At 31.5% G+C, this 15,388-nt stretch carries 14 protein-coding genes; 13 read left to right on the top strand and 1 reads right to left on the bottom strand.

Features of this window, described 5'->3' with window-relative positions:
- The first annotated feature begins 296 nt into the window (after positions 1-296).
- The 6 genes from JYG23_RS08125 (at position 297) to JYG23_RS08100 (ending at position 6,812) form a co-directional block, all read left to right on the top strand.
- Positions 297-941 (top strand): hypothetical protein, encoded by a 645-nt coding sequence (locus tag JYG23_RS08125; protein ID WP_207235118.1) that lies wholly within the window; start codon positions 297-299, stop codon positions 939-941.
- A gap of 283 nt (positions 942-1,224) precedes the next feature.
- The gene (locus tag JYG23_RS08120; protein WP_207235117.1) at positions 1,225-2,076 is read left to right on the top strand and encodes an amidohydrolase family protein; all 852 of its coding nucleotides are present in this window, start codon (positions 1,225-1,227) and stop codon (positions 2,074-2,076) included.
- 296 nt (positions 2,077-2,372) lie between these two features.
- A complete protein-coding gene (locus JYG23_RS08115; RefSeq protein ID WP_207235116.1) occupies positions 2,373-3,161 on the top strand; it encodes a sugar phosphate isomerase/epimerase in 789 nt (262 codons plus the stop codon).
- A 369-nt stretch (positions 3,162-3,530) separates the two neighbouring features.
- On the top strand, positions 3,531-4,289 hold the full coding sequence (locus JYG23_RS08110; RefSeq protein WP_207235115.1) for a class I SAM-dependent methyltransferase: 759 nt from the start codon (positions 3,531-3,533) through the stop codon (positions 4,287-4,289).
- 321 nt (positions 4,290-4,610) lie between these two features.
- On the top strand, positions 4,611-5,909 hold the full coding sequence (locus tag JYG23_RS08105) for a S41 family peptidase (protein WP_207235114.1): 1,299 nt from the start codon (positions 4,611-4,613) through the stop codon (positions 5,907-5,909).
- Between the two features lie 423 nt (positions 5,910-6,332).
- On the top strand, positions 6,333-6,812 hold the full coding sequence (locus tag JYG23_RS08100) for a GNAT family N-acetyltransferase (RefSeq protein ID WP_207235113.1): 480 nt from the start codon (positions 6,333-6,335) through the stop codon (positions 6,810-6,812).
- 386 nt (positions 6,813-7,198) lie between these two features.
- Here the strand turns inward: JYG23_RS08100 and JYG23_RS08095 are convergent, their stop codons facing one another.
- On the bottom strand, positions 7,199-8,503 hold the full coding sequence (locus JYG23_RS08095) for an IS110 family transposase (RefSeq protein WP_207235087.1): 1,305 nt from the start codon (positions 8,501-8,503) through the stop codon (positions 7,199-7,201).
- Between the two features lie 474 nt (positions 8,504-8,977).
- On the opposite strand from JYG23_RS08095, the gene JYG23_RS15035 reads away from it, so the two are divergent.
- The 7 genes from JYG23_RS15035 (at position 8,978) to JYG23_RS08065 (ending at position 15,332) form a co-directional block, all read left to right on the top strand.
- Positions 8,978-9,100: a hypothetical protein gene (locus JYG23_RS15035; protein ID WP_256440230.1), complete on the top strand. Its 123-nt coding sequence runs from the start codon at positions 8,978-8,980 to the stop codon at positions 9,098-9,100.
- A gap of 12 nt (positions 9,101-9,112) precedes the next feature.
- A complete protein-coding gene (locus tag JYG23_RS08090; protein WP_207235112.1) occupies positions 9,113-9,721 on the top strand; it encodes a hypothetical protein in 609 nt (202 codons plus the stop codon).
- 458 nt (positions 9,722-10,179) lie between these two features.
- Positions 10,180-10,662 (top strand): hypothetical protein, encoded by a 483-nt coding sequence (locus JYG23_RS08085; RefSeq protein ID WP_207235111.1) that lies wholly within the window; start codon positions 10,180-10,182, stop codon positions 10,660-10,662.
- A gap of 284 nt (positions 10,663-10,946) precedes the next feature.
- The gene (locus JYG23_RS08080) at positions 10,947-11,582 is read left to right on the top strand and encodes a hypothetical protein (protein WP_207235110.1); all 636 of its coding nucleotides are present in this window, start codon (positions 10,947-10,949) and stop codon (positions 11,580-11,582) included.
- 150 nt (positions 11,583-11,732) lie between these two features.
- Positions 11,733-12,566 (top strand): hypothetical protein, encoded by an 834-nt coding sequence (locus JYG23_RS08075; RefSeq protein WP_207235109.1) that lies wholly within the window; start codon positions 11,733-11,735, stop codon positions 12,564-12,566.
- 546 nt (positions 12,567-13,112) lie between these two features.
- Entirely contained in the window at positions 13,113-14,372 is a 1,260-nt protein-coding gene (gene ltrA / locus JYG23_RS08070) for a group II intron reverse transcriptase/maturase (protein ID WP_207235108.1), read from the top strand.
- A 288-nt stretch (positions 14,373-14,660) separates the two neighbouring features.
- Entirely contained in the window at positions 14,661-15,332 is a 672-nt protein-coding gene (locus JYG23_RS08065) for an ADP-ribosyltransferase (protein WP_207235107.1), read from the top strand.
- The last annotated feature ends 56 nt before the right edge of the window (positions 15,333-15,388 follow it).

The raw sequence follows: 15,388 nt of genomic DNA, 5'->3' as shown, positions 1-15,388 counted from the left end.
GGTGCTTAGAGGGAACGTCAGCTGGTACAGTTAGTCAAAGCAGACAAGCCAGCAGAGGGCAAGTCAGCACCACATTCCTCAGCTAACCGAGTCGGTGTCCTGCAACCCAAGATAGGAGTTATCTAGGGTCGCAGAACTACCTGTAACGCTGGGAAACGTCGGGAACATAGGGGCGTTAGATGAAAGTGCAATATCACTTCAGAGATTAACTCATAGGTCAATATATAGCATATATTTAAGATTATAGTAAGAATAAATTTAATTAAAATTAGTAGTTTACAATATTGGAGGATATTATGAAAAAAGTTGTGGGTTTATGTGGTCTATGTATTGTAATAATGCTGTTATTTGCAGTAGCCTGTTCTAATAGTGATAAGAATACTTTAGTATTAAAAGAGGAAGGTTTATCAGTAGCAAATAAATTAGACTATCTAGCAGAAAGTGAGGAATATTTATTAATAAATTCTGCAAATGTAGATATACAATCTATTACTAAAGATATTGCAAGCTTAGACTATAGTTTGCCTAATACAATTTTTAAAATAGTTGGTTTAGAAGATGCAATTTTAAATGAAGTATGTGGAGATATAAAAATATCTAAAGAGTTACAGGATATAATGGGACATAGGTTTTCTAATGCATTATCTTCACGACTGAATGGTTTAGGAGGAGTTAATAATCTTATAGCCACATCTTTTTTAACATATAACGATTGTATTGTTATAGAAGGAGTAGAGGAGGAAACAACCTATTTATATTTATACGATGATAAGTATAGTGTTATAGTGAATTTTATTCCGTATGACAATGACATTGTAGCAGTTTCAGGAAGTTTTATTTTAAATGATGATTTGACTAAAATTGATACAACAGAAGATTTGAAGTTGTTTTTAGAAGACTGTGAAATTATAAATTTGGATATAGAATTAATTAATTTTTAATAATAAGGTTACTCATGAAGATTTGATATTGTACAATCATCTAACAACATGTTCACGCAAGGGTCTTAGAAGTGCCATCAAGTGGAAAAGTCAGACCACATCCCTTCACCGGGTGTGACCACCGCCAATACGGTCTAGCTATGATGTCCGGCTCAGTGACGTCGTGAACATAGGGGCGTTAGGTGAAAGAATGATAACATTTCAGAGAATAGACTTATTGGTCGTATTAAAAACTTAGATGTAATGATATAAATAAATATTATACATAGTAAAAGAGGTAAATATGGATTGGAAAAAAATTAAAAAGATAGATGGACATATGCATTTATTACCACCTGAATCATTAAAATTAAAAAAACAATATGAGCCTGAAACTTGGGGACATGCTGATGTCGAAGAGTTTTTAGATATTATGAAAGAATATAATGTTGAAAAATCTATAGTAGTACCAATCAATGAGGGTGGTACATATTATTGGGATGCAAATAAAACTAATGAATGGTTGGGAAACTTAATGAAAAATTATCCTAATAAATTCATAGCTTTTGCAGATGTACTTAGTTCCGGTGGATATTTTTATGATATGGGACCATGGTGGTTAGAAAAAGCAGTTAAGGAATATGGATTAAGAGGAATTAAATTACATCCATCTAATTTAGGAATTTATATAGATTCATTGGATATGGTTCCGGTTATCAGAAAAGCTGCTGATTTAAATATTCCTATCATGATACATTCTTATCCCTCGGGTTATCAACAATATGATTTATGTGAGCCTGCTCGTATACAAAATATAACTAAGATGTTTCCAGATGCAACATTTATAATTTCCCATATGGGAGGACATAGATGGATTGATGCATTAGGAGGATGTGAGTATGTAGATATTTCAACATTTCTACCTGAATTAGTTAATTTATATGGAATAGAACAAGCAAATAGAGTGTTACGTAATTTTGGTGTTGATAGATTGATCTTTGCAACTGATTACCCGCAAGTACGTTTTTGTAAAACGGAAAATATATATGAGAGATATTGTGATATATTAAATCAAATGGATTTTACAGAAGAGGAAGCAGAAAAAATAGCATATAAGAATATTGAAAAGGTATTAAGTATAAAGAATAGTAAATAAATGAGTATGCAATAGAGATAGTGAGTGTTATCATTCCAACACCTAACAACATGTTCACGCTTCGGGTGCTAAAGAAGTAACGTCAAGGGGAAAGTCAGCACCACATTCCCCAGCTAACCGAGTCGGTACCCTGAAACCTAAGATAGGAGTTATCTAAGGTCTCAGACCACCTGTAGAGCTGGGAAACATCGAGAACATAGGGACGTTAGGTGACATACTTCACTTGAAGAAGATTCAGTGAAGTAAATTAAAACACATTATGATAAGTAGTGAAGACACTAGAAAGGAAAAGGTTTATGATATCAATATATGATTGGTTTGGTTATGATTTAACAATAGATGAGCGTTATAGATTAATAAAGAAAGCGGGATTTGATGGTGTCATGCTATGGTGGAGTAATGGATTTGGTCGTGATATACATGGATGGAATAACTACAGAAAAGGACCACAAATTGCTAGAGAAAATGGATTATTTGTAGAAAATATTCATGCACCAGTAGAAAATCAGAATAACCTTTGGTTGGATAATATAGATGGTGAAGCTTTATTAAATTGTTATATAAAATGTATATTGGAATGTGAAGAATTTGAGATTCCAACAGTGGTTATACATTTGCCGAACGAAGATTATAAATGTAATGCATTGGGATTAGATAGAATAAATAAAATTGCAGAGAAAGCTGAAAAACATAAAATTAATGTTGCTTTTGAAAATTTACGAAATCTTGCAAATATAAAACAAGTGCTAGAGAAAGTAGAATCTGAACGTATAGGTTTTTGTTATGACAGTGGACATCACATTCGCCGTTATGAAGACTATGATATGTTAGCTGAGTATGGTTCACGTTTGATGGCATTACATTTACATGATAATAATGGCGAACATGCTCAACATGGATTGCCGTTTGATGGAACTCTTGATTGGAATAAGATCATGAGAAATATTGAAGTGACAAATTATAAAGGTTCAATTGGTATAGAAGTCATGAACTGGGAGTATATACATATATCAGCAGACGAATTTTTAAGGGAAGCATTTAATAGAGCTAAAATTTTAGAAGAATTAATGTTAATATTAAGATAGTCATTGTGGTATATGAAGTACGACACCTAACAATATGTTACAGCTACGGGTGCTAGAGAGCAAGTCAGCTGGAACAGCAAGTCAAGTAGGACAACCAGCAGTGAGAAAGTCAGCACCACATTCCTCAGCTAACCGAGTCGGCGTCCTGCAACCCAAGATAGGAGTTATCTAGGGTCGCAGAACACCTGTAACGCTGAGAAACGTCAGTAACAAAGGGACGTTAGCTGAAAGAACAACATAATTTCAGAGTTCGTTTTTATAGTAATTATATTGAAAATCTAAATTGTTTTAATCAACTATAGAATATTCATAGAACTTGAAAGTGGATGTTTTTTAGTGTAAACATTTAATATAAAAGGAGAAAGATTTATGAGAGTAATAGAATCTATATTAAATGACAATATATTTTTTACAAAAGAACAAAATAAATATTGCTTTATTAAAGACAATAATGATCGTCCTGAATGGTCTGTAATTCTTGATAATTACATTGTTGATGAAGAGATAGATTTAAATATGAAAAAGCGCTACATCAATCAAAGACAAAAAACATATTCAAATGGTTTTCAATATTTCTTTGAACATATTACTGAGTCAAATGGTGTAATTGTTGATTTAGCAAGTGGTCCATCAGGTTATTTTTCACCAGTATTTGATTTTTTGAAAGATGATAGCATTTTCATAGCAACAGATGCATGTAAATCTATTATTAACGCCCATGTTGAAGCAAATAACGATAATAGATTTTATGTTTTTGATATTGATTTGGACAAGTCATTACCATTTAAGGATAATAGTGTGGATGCCTTTTGCGGAAATCTATTAAATAATATAAATAACTACAGAGAACTGTTATCAGAGGTATATAGATGTTTAAAACCTGGTGGAAAGCTTGCAGTTATCGAATTGTTTTTTGAAAAAGATAGTTTAACTTATGAATATCTTGTCAATGAAAATGCGGTATATTCTTCAGTTGAACAGTATACAGATTATTGTAAATCAATAGGGTTTAATATTGTAGGTAGTCAAATTAAAGAAGAAATTATTGGGAAGATTGATCCAAATGATTTGCTACCTATTGGTGAAAATGATAAATGTTTAGAAACAATAGTGCTTTTAGAAAAATAAATAGTTTTTGAAAGTCAAGTGAGAAGGTTATGTTGTTCCAACAGCTAACAACATGTTCACGCAAGGGTCTTAGGTGTAACGTCAAGTAAGAAAGTCAGACCACAACCCTTCACCGGGTGCGAGCACCGCCAAGACGGTCTATCTATGATGTCCGGTTCAGCGACGTCGTGAACACAGAGACGTTAGCTGAAAGAATGATATAATTCCAGAGTATGGTTTTAGGGTCAAATAGTATATAATATAGATTTAACAAAATAGAAATTAAGTTAGTAAAGATTATTTAGAAAATTCTAAGTTTAATGAGTATAAAGGAGAAAGATAATGTTTAAAAGAAAATCAATAAGAATAATTACTTATATTCTAGCAGGTCTAATACTGATGGGAGGGATACTACTTGGATATTATAAGTTGTTCATAGACCCATATCGTCAAACTGTTAGAGCATTTGAGAAAACGATGGCGATAACAGAAACATTATCGAAAAAAGAAGCACTTGAAGACCTGGATTTTTTATATGAGAAATTACAAAATAGACATCCTTTATGGTCAGAGAAAGACAATAATATCATTGTCAATGTAGAAGAAAAGTACATAGAAATAAGAAATGGTATAAAGGAGGAAGTGAGTGTATTAGAATTTTACAAAGCTTGTTCTGAGATGCTCTCCTTATTCCACGACGGACATACATTTGTTGTATACAATAATGATTTTCGTGTGATTGACGATTTTTCACAGATTGAACAGTATGGAGCTCCTGTGAAAATAAATGGTGTATTGTTTGAAACCGTTCTTGATAATTTCAAGAAGCATAGCTCATACGAATTCGATTTTTATATAGAAAAGAAATTTTTGAGAAGTATGTATATTGTTGATATTAACCTAATGTTAGCGGATATTGATGTATCCCAAGGGGTCACATTTACATTTGAGATAAACGGTGAAGAAGTAGATTTTGATTATAACTTTATTCCATATATGAGTGGAGAATCCAATGAAAAATACAAGTGGGTTTATTATGAAATTGATGTAGAAAACGGCATTGGAATATTTACGCTTAAACAATGTAACTATAATGAAGAATACAAGCTGCAGGTGAAGGATTTTTTCACACAAGTCAAGGAAAAGGGTATCCCCAATGTTATTGTAGATCTTCGTGGAAACGGTGGGGGCAATTCTAGTGTCGCAAACGAATTTTTCAACTATATGAGCATTAATCAATACAATAGCTGGGATTCGGATATAAGATTAGGGTGGTATACATTAGAAAATAGGGATATTGTTATTAAGAATAAAAAATCGGAGCCACTATTTGATGGTGAACTCTATGTACTGACCGATACATGGACTTACAGTGCAGCGATGGATTTTGCTATGCTTGTGAAGGACAATCGTCTTGGTACTTTGATTGGAGAACCTTCTGGAAATTCACCAGATAGTTTTGGCGATTTATTATGTTTTGATTTGCCAAATTCTCATATTGGGTTGGGAGTATCATTAAAAAGATGGTATAGAATTGATCAGACTAAAGCTGGAGATCCAGTTATGCCTGATTATGAAGTTCCAGCAGAAGAGGCATTGAAAAAAGCTTACGAACTAATTAAAAAAGAACTTGAAGAGTGATATTTCTTTTGTACTGGGAAGTTTCGATATATAAAATATTATAAGAATGTAAAGCCATTTGCTATAGATTATTGACATAGTATTAAGGGTTTAATATTTAATTGATAGTTATTTAAGTATTTTTAGGAATTATAAAAATTAATGATAGTCAAGAAGTTTATATCATTACAACAGCTAACAATATGTTCACGCAAGGGTCTTAGAAGTAGCGTTAAGGGGTCTAGTCAGACCACATCACTTCACCGGGTGTGACCACCGCCAAGGCGGTCTAGCTCTTGCTGTCCGGTTCAGTGACGTCGTGAACACAAGACCGTTAGACGAAATTGCTTTATTTATTTCAGAGTAGATTTATTAGAATACAAGGTAATAGTTGTATTGATTCTATTTGGTTATATATATACTTTTAAAGAGGGGTGTTTATTCATGGAAATTAATATCAGAAGAATATCGCAAGAAGATTTTGAGAAAGTATCAAAAATTGTATGTCGAAATTTTATGGAAGTGAATATAAAAGATTATACAAAAGAAGAAATGGAAAGATTAAGAGATATTTATACTCCGGAAAAAATTAATAGTATTTCAAACATGGCACATATGTATGTTGCTTGTATTAATGAAGAAATAGTAGGTTGCGGTGCTATTCATAGCTTTTGGGGAAAAGAAGATGAAAGTATGCTTCGAACAATTTTTGTACAGCCAGAATTTCATGGTAAAGGCATAGGAAGAAAATTAATTGAAACATTAGAAAGTGATGAAATTTTTAAACGAGCTAAGAGGGTAGAGGTACCTGCATCAATTACATCATATGAATTTTATATTAAAATGGGATATACACATCTAAATGGTATGAAGAAATTAGATGATGAAAGGCATTATCGTTTGGAAAAAATAAGATTTGTGTAAAACTAATAGATAGGTTAAAAAGAAGATGTTATAGTTAGACGAGAAGATAAATAAAACAAATCGTCTAACAATGTGTTCTCACAAGGGTGCTGGGGGAAAGTCAGCTGAAAAGTAAGTCAAAAGAAGGAAAAACCAGCACGAAGAAAGTCAGCACCACATTCCTCAACCTAAGCGCGTCGCGACAGTCGTTGCATTAGTCCTTAGCAGGGCATGAGCAACTCCCTCTAAAGGTTGAGAAACGTCGTGAACACAGACCAGCTAGTAAAAGTCAACAAGAAAAATAAAAAAGTTTAGTAATATTGTTTAGCTAAAAAAGTGTAACCTTAATAAACCCAAACAATGAATTGCTTGAAAAACAATTAAAACTTTATGTAAGGACTTAATAATTATGCAGCAAGTAGCTGTAATGATTGTTTGTAGTTACTAATATGAGTTTCTGGAGAACGGAGTTCAAAAGATTTTTCATCACGTAGCACTGCAAAAATGATATTACAGATTTTGTGCATAACAGCACCAATAGCAACCTTTTTAGGTTTAGATTCAGTTTTCTTTCGGTAATAAGCTTGTAAATAGGGATTAATAGCTTTACCATTACTTGTAGAATGTATATTAGACAAAGCAATAGCAAAAACAACACGTCTAGCGATACGTGAACCACGCTTAGACATATGCATTTCAGTAGCATTGAATTTGCCTGATTGGTTAACTTCAGGATCCATACCAAAATAAGCAAACAGCTGTTTAGGGTTCTTAAAAGCACTAAAATCACCAATTTCACACATTATGGTAACAGCAGATAAAAAACCAACACCAGAAATTGAATCTAGCAAATGAATTTGATTAATAAACTTTTCGGATTTATGCTTATCAACAAGCAAATTTATTTGATTTAAAATAGATTCAATAACAGTATCTAAATATTCGATTAAGTCAATAGTTAAAGAAATATTGAAATACACACTATCAATATTACAACCAAAGGTTTTGGCTGCATTTGCTGCGTTAGAAAGTTTTTCGTAGCATTGAGTAGCTTTTGAAATACCTTTTCTAGAAGATTTAGATATTTTTTCAATCAAAGATGATTTATGCGCTCTTAATATTTTATCAGGAGTACAATAATTCTTTAAAATCATGCGAGATGTAACACCACAAACATCTGAGAAAATATTAAGGTATTGAGGAAAAACAGTATGTAAATCCGCTTTTAGTTTATTAATATGAGCTGAGCGTTGATCCATAATGTCATAATGTTTACGAACTAAGCTACGAAGCTCTAAAACAAGCTTAACAGGCATAACAGAGGTTTTTAAATTGTTAGATAAACCAAGTCTAGCGATGCCAATAGAATCTAATTTATCATTTTTTACTTTCCTTATTCCTGAATTTTTGATAGAATGAGTGATGAGAGGGTTAATAATATGGGCCTCAAATCCTGATTCATTCAGGAAGCAGAAGAGCGGAAAGTGATAGATTCCGGTAGATTCCAGGAAAATGTGTGATTTCATGGAATGTGACTCTTCTGCTTTTTTTATTGCAGAAATAGCACGTTCAAGAGAATCTATACTGTTATGTAGTATTTTAAAAGGTTTCAAAATAATGTTTCCGTTGTTATCAACAATAGACATAAAACTAAAAGTTGAACCAACATCAATACCAACGGAGATATAGTTACGATTATTAAAATTAAACATAGAAAGCTCCTTTCGAATAGGTATCCATAAATAGCAATGAGTACACAACCTGGCACGTTATTCGGGTATAGCTTATCAGCTCCCAACCAGCTAAAATCATAAATCCTCATTGAATGGATTGATTGTCTGTAGTTACAGGTATTGCCTTATAAAAGGCTCCCAAGGACGTTAACATCTACCATCCTATTCAATAAATATAATACCTTATGACTTAGACAAAGTCGAGAGTTGAATTTCTATACAATAACTTATGAGTTTATTCATGACTCAATGGTTGAATGATTGTATACAAGAATGATTTTCTTTATTCAGCCAGAACATGAATTAGATATGAATTAGCATAGTTTTTTGCTATGACTTTATTATACCAGAGACGTTATATGCAATTTGTTCAACCATTTCAGAGCATTAAATTTATTGTCTTAAAATAAATATATATATAAATTTAAATTTTATAAGGGGGAATCTAAGTATATGAGTAAGGAAGCATTAGAAATTAGAAGTGAAATTGACAGATTAAAATTAAAATTGCTTGAACTTGAAAAAGATAATATTGAGAAGGAAGAAGAGGCACAACTTTGTGCACCTAATGTGTGAGGACAAGATGTTGTGTTGAGTTCAATACAGCAAATCTGTAAAGATAAAGGTACTGAAGACATTGGTATAATGGCGGCATGGAGTGAAAAAAGAGGATGGTATACTACGACAACAGTACCTCAGGTATTACCAGATTTAATGGGTAATGTTGAATGTATAATTGATTATCTAGGTGGATTATTAGAAAAAAATAAGTTGGAAGTTATACAAATATTAAGTACAAAATTATTAAATACAACAACGAGGGACATAAGCGAAATATTAAATATAAAAATTGATTTGGTAGAAGACATTTTGAAAGAATTACATAATGAGGAAATAGTAAAAAAAGATAATGATAAATGGAGTATAACAACAAAGGGTTGGAATACATACATTGCAATTTCACATATAACATATAATTATACGATAAAGTTAGATATTAATAAAGCATTTGCAATAGCCGAAGTTTTTAAAAAGGTATTTGATAAAGAATATGGTGAAGACTTAGGAATGGGATATGAAGAAATTATAATGAAACTTAAAGATACAGAAGAGTGGGAAGGTTTAATGAGTAAAGGGATAACAGAAAAGGATATATCACAAGTAGTACGTGAAATAAATATATATACAAACATTTAAATTTTATAAGTGGGAATCTAAGTATATTGTTAAAATTAAACTTAAAGTAGCAGAAGAGTGGAAAGTTTAAAAAGTTAAGGGATAACAGAAAAGAATATATCACAAGCAGAACATTAATTGGATACGTCATGGTTAAGTTAGAAAGATGGTTGAAAAAAAGCATATAACAATATGTTACAGCTACGGGTGCTAGGGGAACGTCAGCTGGAAAGTCAGTCCAAGTAGTTGAGCCAGCAGAGGGGAAGTCAGCACCACATTCCTCAGCTAACCGAGTCGGTGCCCTGCAACCTAAGATAGGAGTTATCTAAGGTTGCAGAACACCTGTAACGCTGAGAAACGTCAGTAACAAAGGGACGTTAGATGACATCTTCTTCAAGCAAGTGTTTATTTTTTTGATAAAGAAGTTAGGTATTGTTTAAGAAAGTGAATCTTTTGTTTTAATTTATTAGGAGTAAAGTATGAAGAAAAAAATAATAAGTATTTTTTTAGTAATATCGTTATTAGTCAATATTGGATTTATAATTAATATTAGTGAAAATAAAAAAGAGGATGACTTAAGAAAGATAGGAATTATTGCACAAGCAGATTTAGTAATTGATGAAGCAGTTAATGTTAGTTCAAATGTTGTTGGTGAATGGGATAAACTATCAAATGAAGAATTAGTACAACAGTTAAGTCAAATAGAAAAAGAATTACAAATAGCCATAAAATTATTGAATATAGCAGATTCTTATTTTTATCCATTGAAGTCGCGTAATCATGAAAATGTTAAGTTTTATAATGCAGTAATAAAAGATGGTAAAAATGAAAAGTTGTATAAAGAATATAAAGAAGAAAATATTGAATTGCGTTATTTGTGGAAATTTTTAGCGGAGAATCGAATTGACGAATTGGGTATTGATGAAGTTATATTGCGTTGGCAAAATACAGAAAATAAATAATGTTAAGAATTAAAAATTAATTATATATACAAGAATTCAAAGGTTACGGCGAAGACACCATCTAACAACATGTTCACGCAAGGGTGCATGGAGGAACGTCAATAGGGAAAGTCAGCACCACATTCCCCAGCTAACCGAGTCGGCAGCCCTCAAAGCTAAGATAAGAGCTATCTATGCTTTGAGAACTGCCTGTAAAGCTGGGGAACGTCGTGAACGCAAGACGTTAGACGACATTTAGTTATTATAGAACTATTAAATTATAAATATATATAAGGAGAAAAGGGATGTTGAGATATAAAAAAGTTTTACTGTTTTTGATAGTAGTGATAGTAATAAGTATATTAACATGCTGTAATAGTGATAAATTAGATGATGATGATATTAATGTAATTAGGGAATATATAAATGAAACACCTTATTTAGAGTTTTCGTTTGTTGAATTAACAGAAAAGGTTAATGTACGTGATAAGGTACTATACATAGATGATTTTAATGTATATTTTGACATAAATGGCTATATATATTCAATTAATATAGTGTATTATGAAGAACATAATAGTACAAAGTATACGTTGATGTATCGAAAAGAGTGGGATGTATTTAAGATTATGGAAAAAGTTGAAGAAGATATAAAATCGGTTAGGTTTGAAGATAATATTAATATATTGGAATTGGTAGATGAAAATTTGAAAGATATAACGAAACCTGATATTGAATATGAGTCATATATAATTGATCTAATAGTACCACAAGTAATAACTAATAACTTTATTTCTGACAATATTGATATATACTATAATGGTTCAATAGTTAGTGATGATAAGAAAGATAGATTAGAAGGAATAACTTTTCATGTATACGGATATCCTGTTGGTGCTGTTGATTTAGGTGCATTTTATGTATTTGGTGAAGATATGTAAGTTGTAATAACATCGTCTAACACGACATTTTACAGACAGGCGTTAGTTACAGTGAACTTGTATTGATTAAGGTTTTTGTTGTATATGAACTAAACTATTATAAAGGAGTGCCCGTCGTGAACTGCGGTAACGTTAGAAGAAATAGTTATTATGAAAGAGAGATTTAGAGTAATGAGTAAAAAGAAAACTGTTGGAAAATGTGCTTTATGCAAAAAAAAGAATATAGAATTAAGAAATAGTCATATCGTGCCACGACTTGTATATCAACGTATTAAATCTCATCCAAATACACGATTTAGAAATATTTTTAGTATAAAAGATATTTATCAAGATGGCGAGAAGAAACCAATGTTATGTGCAGAATGTGAAAAATTCTTTAATAATTATGAGACTACTTATGCAAATAAAATTTTAGATTCACAAAATAAAATAAAAAAGATTGACTATGATACAAATCAATATATTTTTTCATTAAATTGGAGAGTACTTTATGATGATTTATATGTTTTAAATTCCCTAGAGAAAATGAATGATACTATAAAAGAAACATTTATCAGTTATGAAAAAATATTAAATACATATCTTAACAATCTTAAAAATAATCAAGTTCCAATTATAACAAAGGAAATAAAGAATTTTGTTTTCTTTTTTGAAGACTTAAACATACCACAGGAGCTAATACAACAATGTAGTTCAAATGTATGTGGTTATAGTTTTGTTACAAAAGAATATGATAAATTTATTATTATTACAATGTATTTAGGCATGGCAATTTGTACAGTTTATACACCGAAAAATTTATTAATTATTAATCCAAATAAAACTTTAAAAGAAATAATTTTTAAAAAATCAATCAAAAAAACTATAGAGGAAGAAGTAAATTATACTACTAGAAGAGTTATACAACAACAATCAAAAAACTTAAAAGAAATGAAAGAAACTGGTTTATATGAAAAAATTAAGGATAGATATAGGGACAAATAACTACATCTTCTAACAACATGTTCACGCAAGGGTCTTAGAGGGGTGCGCCAGTTCGGCGTTTAATATATAGCTAGGTGAAACTCCTAGTCTGGTAAAGTTTAGCCAACAGCCAGTATCTAGCCTTGGAGCCGAAGCGGTGACGTAAGGTTTAAGCGTAGGCAAGAAAGTTTGAGAGCCGTAATGCGAAAGCGTGAAGTGATAGAGCCTCGTTAGTCCGATAAGTGAAAGTCGATGTCATCCCTCTGACAGCAGACAAAAATAAATAACCGATAAAGGCAAGGTTATGGAGAATTCACCGGGGTCTGAGAGCATGGCGAGCAAACAAGGTATATTAAGCGTACCTGGGAGGTCTTGTAGTTTTCTGAATAACAAAAACAGATAAGGATGGCATAAGGTGTAGAAAACCAAAGAAGTCTTAAGAGCTGCAAGAAGTCGGACTAATTCATAGTAGTGAAGAAGTAGATGAAAGTCTATGGAGCAAAGGGATTAGCATGTAAGACAATTCGGAAAGTAACACATGAAAGACACTAGAGGTTAAATAAACACATGGAAAAGATACAAGAAGAAATAAAAGAACTATCAATAAAACACGCAAAATTGCAAACACTAATGCACTATGTAAATGAAGAAAATTTAAAACAGGTGCATGAAAAACAGGACAAGAAAAAAGCAGTAGGAGTGGACGGGATAACAAAAGAACAATATTCAGAACAACTAGAAGAGAATATAAAAAATCTGCTAGAAAGAATGAAGAAGTTCTGCTACAAACCAAAACCCACAAGAAGAGTAATGATACCCAAAAGCGATGGAAAAATGCGACCATTGGGAATACTGTCATATGAAGATAAGCTAGTACAGACAATAATGGCAGAAATACTGAATGGAGTATATGAACCAAGATTTCTTGATATATCATATGGATTTAGACCAAACAGAAATTGCCATCAAGCAATAAAAATGATAAACAATACGATGATGCACAAAAACGTAAACTATATACTAGACTGTGATATAAAAGGCTTTTTCGACAATGTAGACCAAGGATGGCTAATGAAATTTTTAGAACACGATATACAAGATAAGAATTTTCTTAGATATATAGTAAGATTTCTAAAAGCAGGAATATGGGAAGACATGAAATACGTAGAAAGTGACAAAGGAACAATTCAGGGTGGAAATATATCACCAGTATTGGCAAATGTATACCTACACTATGTATTAGATATATGGTTTGAAAAGTCGGTGAAACCAAAACTGCATGGAGAAGCGTATCTGGTGAGATATGCAGATGACTTTGCAATACAGTTTCAAGCAGAAAGCGAAGCGGAAAAAGTATACAAGATGCTAATAGAGAGATTGAAAACATTTGGATTAGAAGTAGCAATAGAAAAGACAAGGATAATACCATTCGGAAAACATAGAGGAACAAAAGAAAATTTTGATTTTCTCGGATTTACATTTGTAAATGGAAAAACAAAAAATGGTAAATATCGTGTGCATATCAACACAAGTAAGAAAAAGCTAAAAGTAAAAAGGCAAAATGCGAAAAGTTGGCTAAAAGAAGTAATGCACAAACCTATTGATACAATAATGAAAAGCTTGAAAAGAAAACTGGTGGGACACTATAACTACTATGGGATAAGTGGAAATATCAAAGGAATAAAGAAATTCCACGGATATGTTAAATACCAATGCTACAAAAGATTAAACAGAAGACATCAAAAGAAAAGCATGTCTTATGATATATTTGAAAAAATATGGGAAGCATATATTCCAAGTCCAAAGATTTGTGTAAACATATGGTAGAACTATAAAGTTTTATATGAAGAGCCGTATGCCTAAATAGGGCACGTACGGTTCCGAGAGGGGCGAACAGACAGTAACCTTTTATAGAGAAATAACATAAAAGAGTGAAGTGTCGAGTTCGTCTACTCGACAACGTTCAAGGGGCAAGTCAGACCACATTCCTTCACCGGGTGCGAGCACCGCCAAGACGGTCTAGCTATGGTGTCCGGTTCAGTGACGTCGTGAATACAGAGCCGTTATGTGAAAAAATCTCCAAAGGTTGATAGATATTATGAAGGGTCTAAGTTTATGAATAAAATAATAGAAATTTTTGATTCAATAAAATATGGTGAAATATCATGCAATATTAGTTACGATGATTATTTAGAATTCAAAAGTAATAAAGAATGCAAAAAATGGGGGTTTGTTCATTATGGAGAATGGTCAAAAAACTATAAATCTAATATGCACAACATGAAAAAAATAGGAAAATCAACATTTGTAGACATATGTCTTGAGGGGTATTGTGGATATTTATATAAGGATATAAATATTTATCTTAGAAATAATGATGAAAATGATATACTAGAATCTTATAAAATAACTGCACATGTATTGGCTGCAGTACTATGCATGGCACCAAGAATACCAGATAATATAGTTGTATATAGATTGGTTTGTGATGAGTTTATAGAAGAATTAATAGAAAATAATAAAAAAGGGATACCAACTTTAGAACGTGGATTTATTAGTACAAGTATGACATTAGATATAGTTAAAAGTGAAGAACCATATAATTTACATGAAAATTTATTAAAAATATATGTTAGTAAAGATACTATAGGAGTCTATGTCAATAGTGTTGCCAATAGATCAGAAAATGAAATACTATTATATCCAAACGGATATTTAAGACTTATAAAAAAACCATATAAACAATTAAATAAAATAGTGTATGAGTGCGTTATTATATATTATTAGAATGTATAATGTATGCTAATGATTTAATCACATAACAATATGTTTACGCAAGGGTG

Origin of the sequence: Sedimentibacter sp. zth1 (assembly GCF_017352195.1) — a bacterium.
Lineage (GTDB): Bacteria > Bacillota > Clostridia > Tissierellales > Sedimentibacteraceae > UBA1535.
This window is presented reverse-complemented; position numbering and strand designations above follow the sequence as displayed.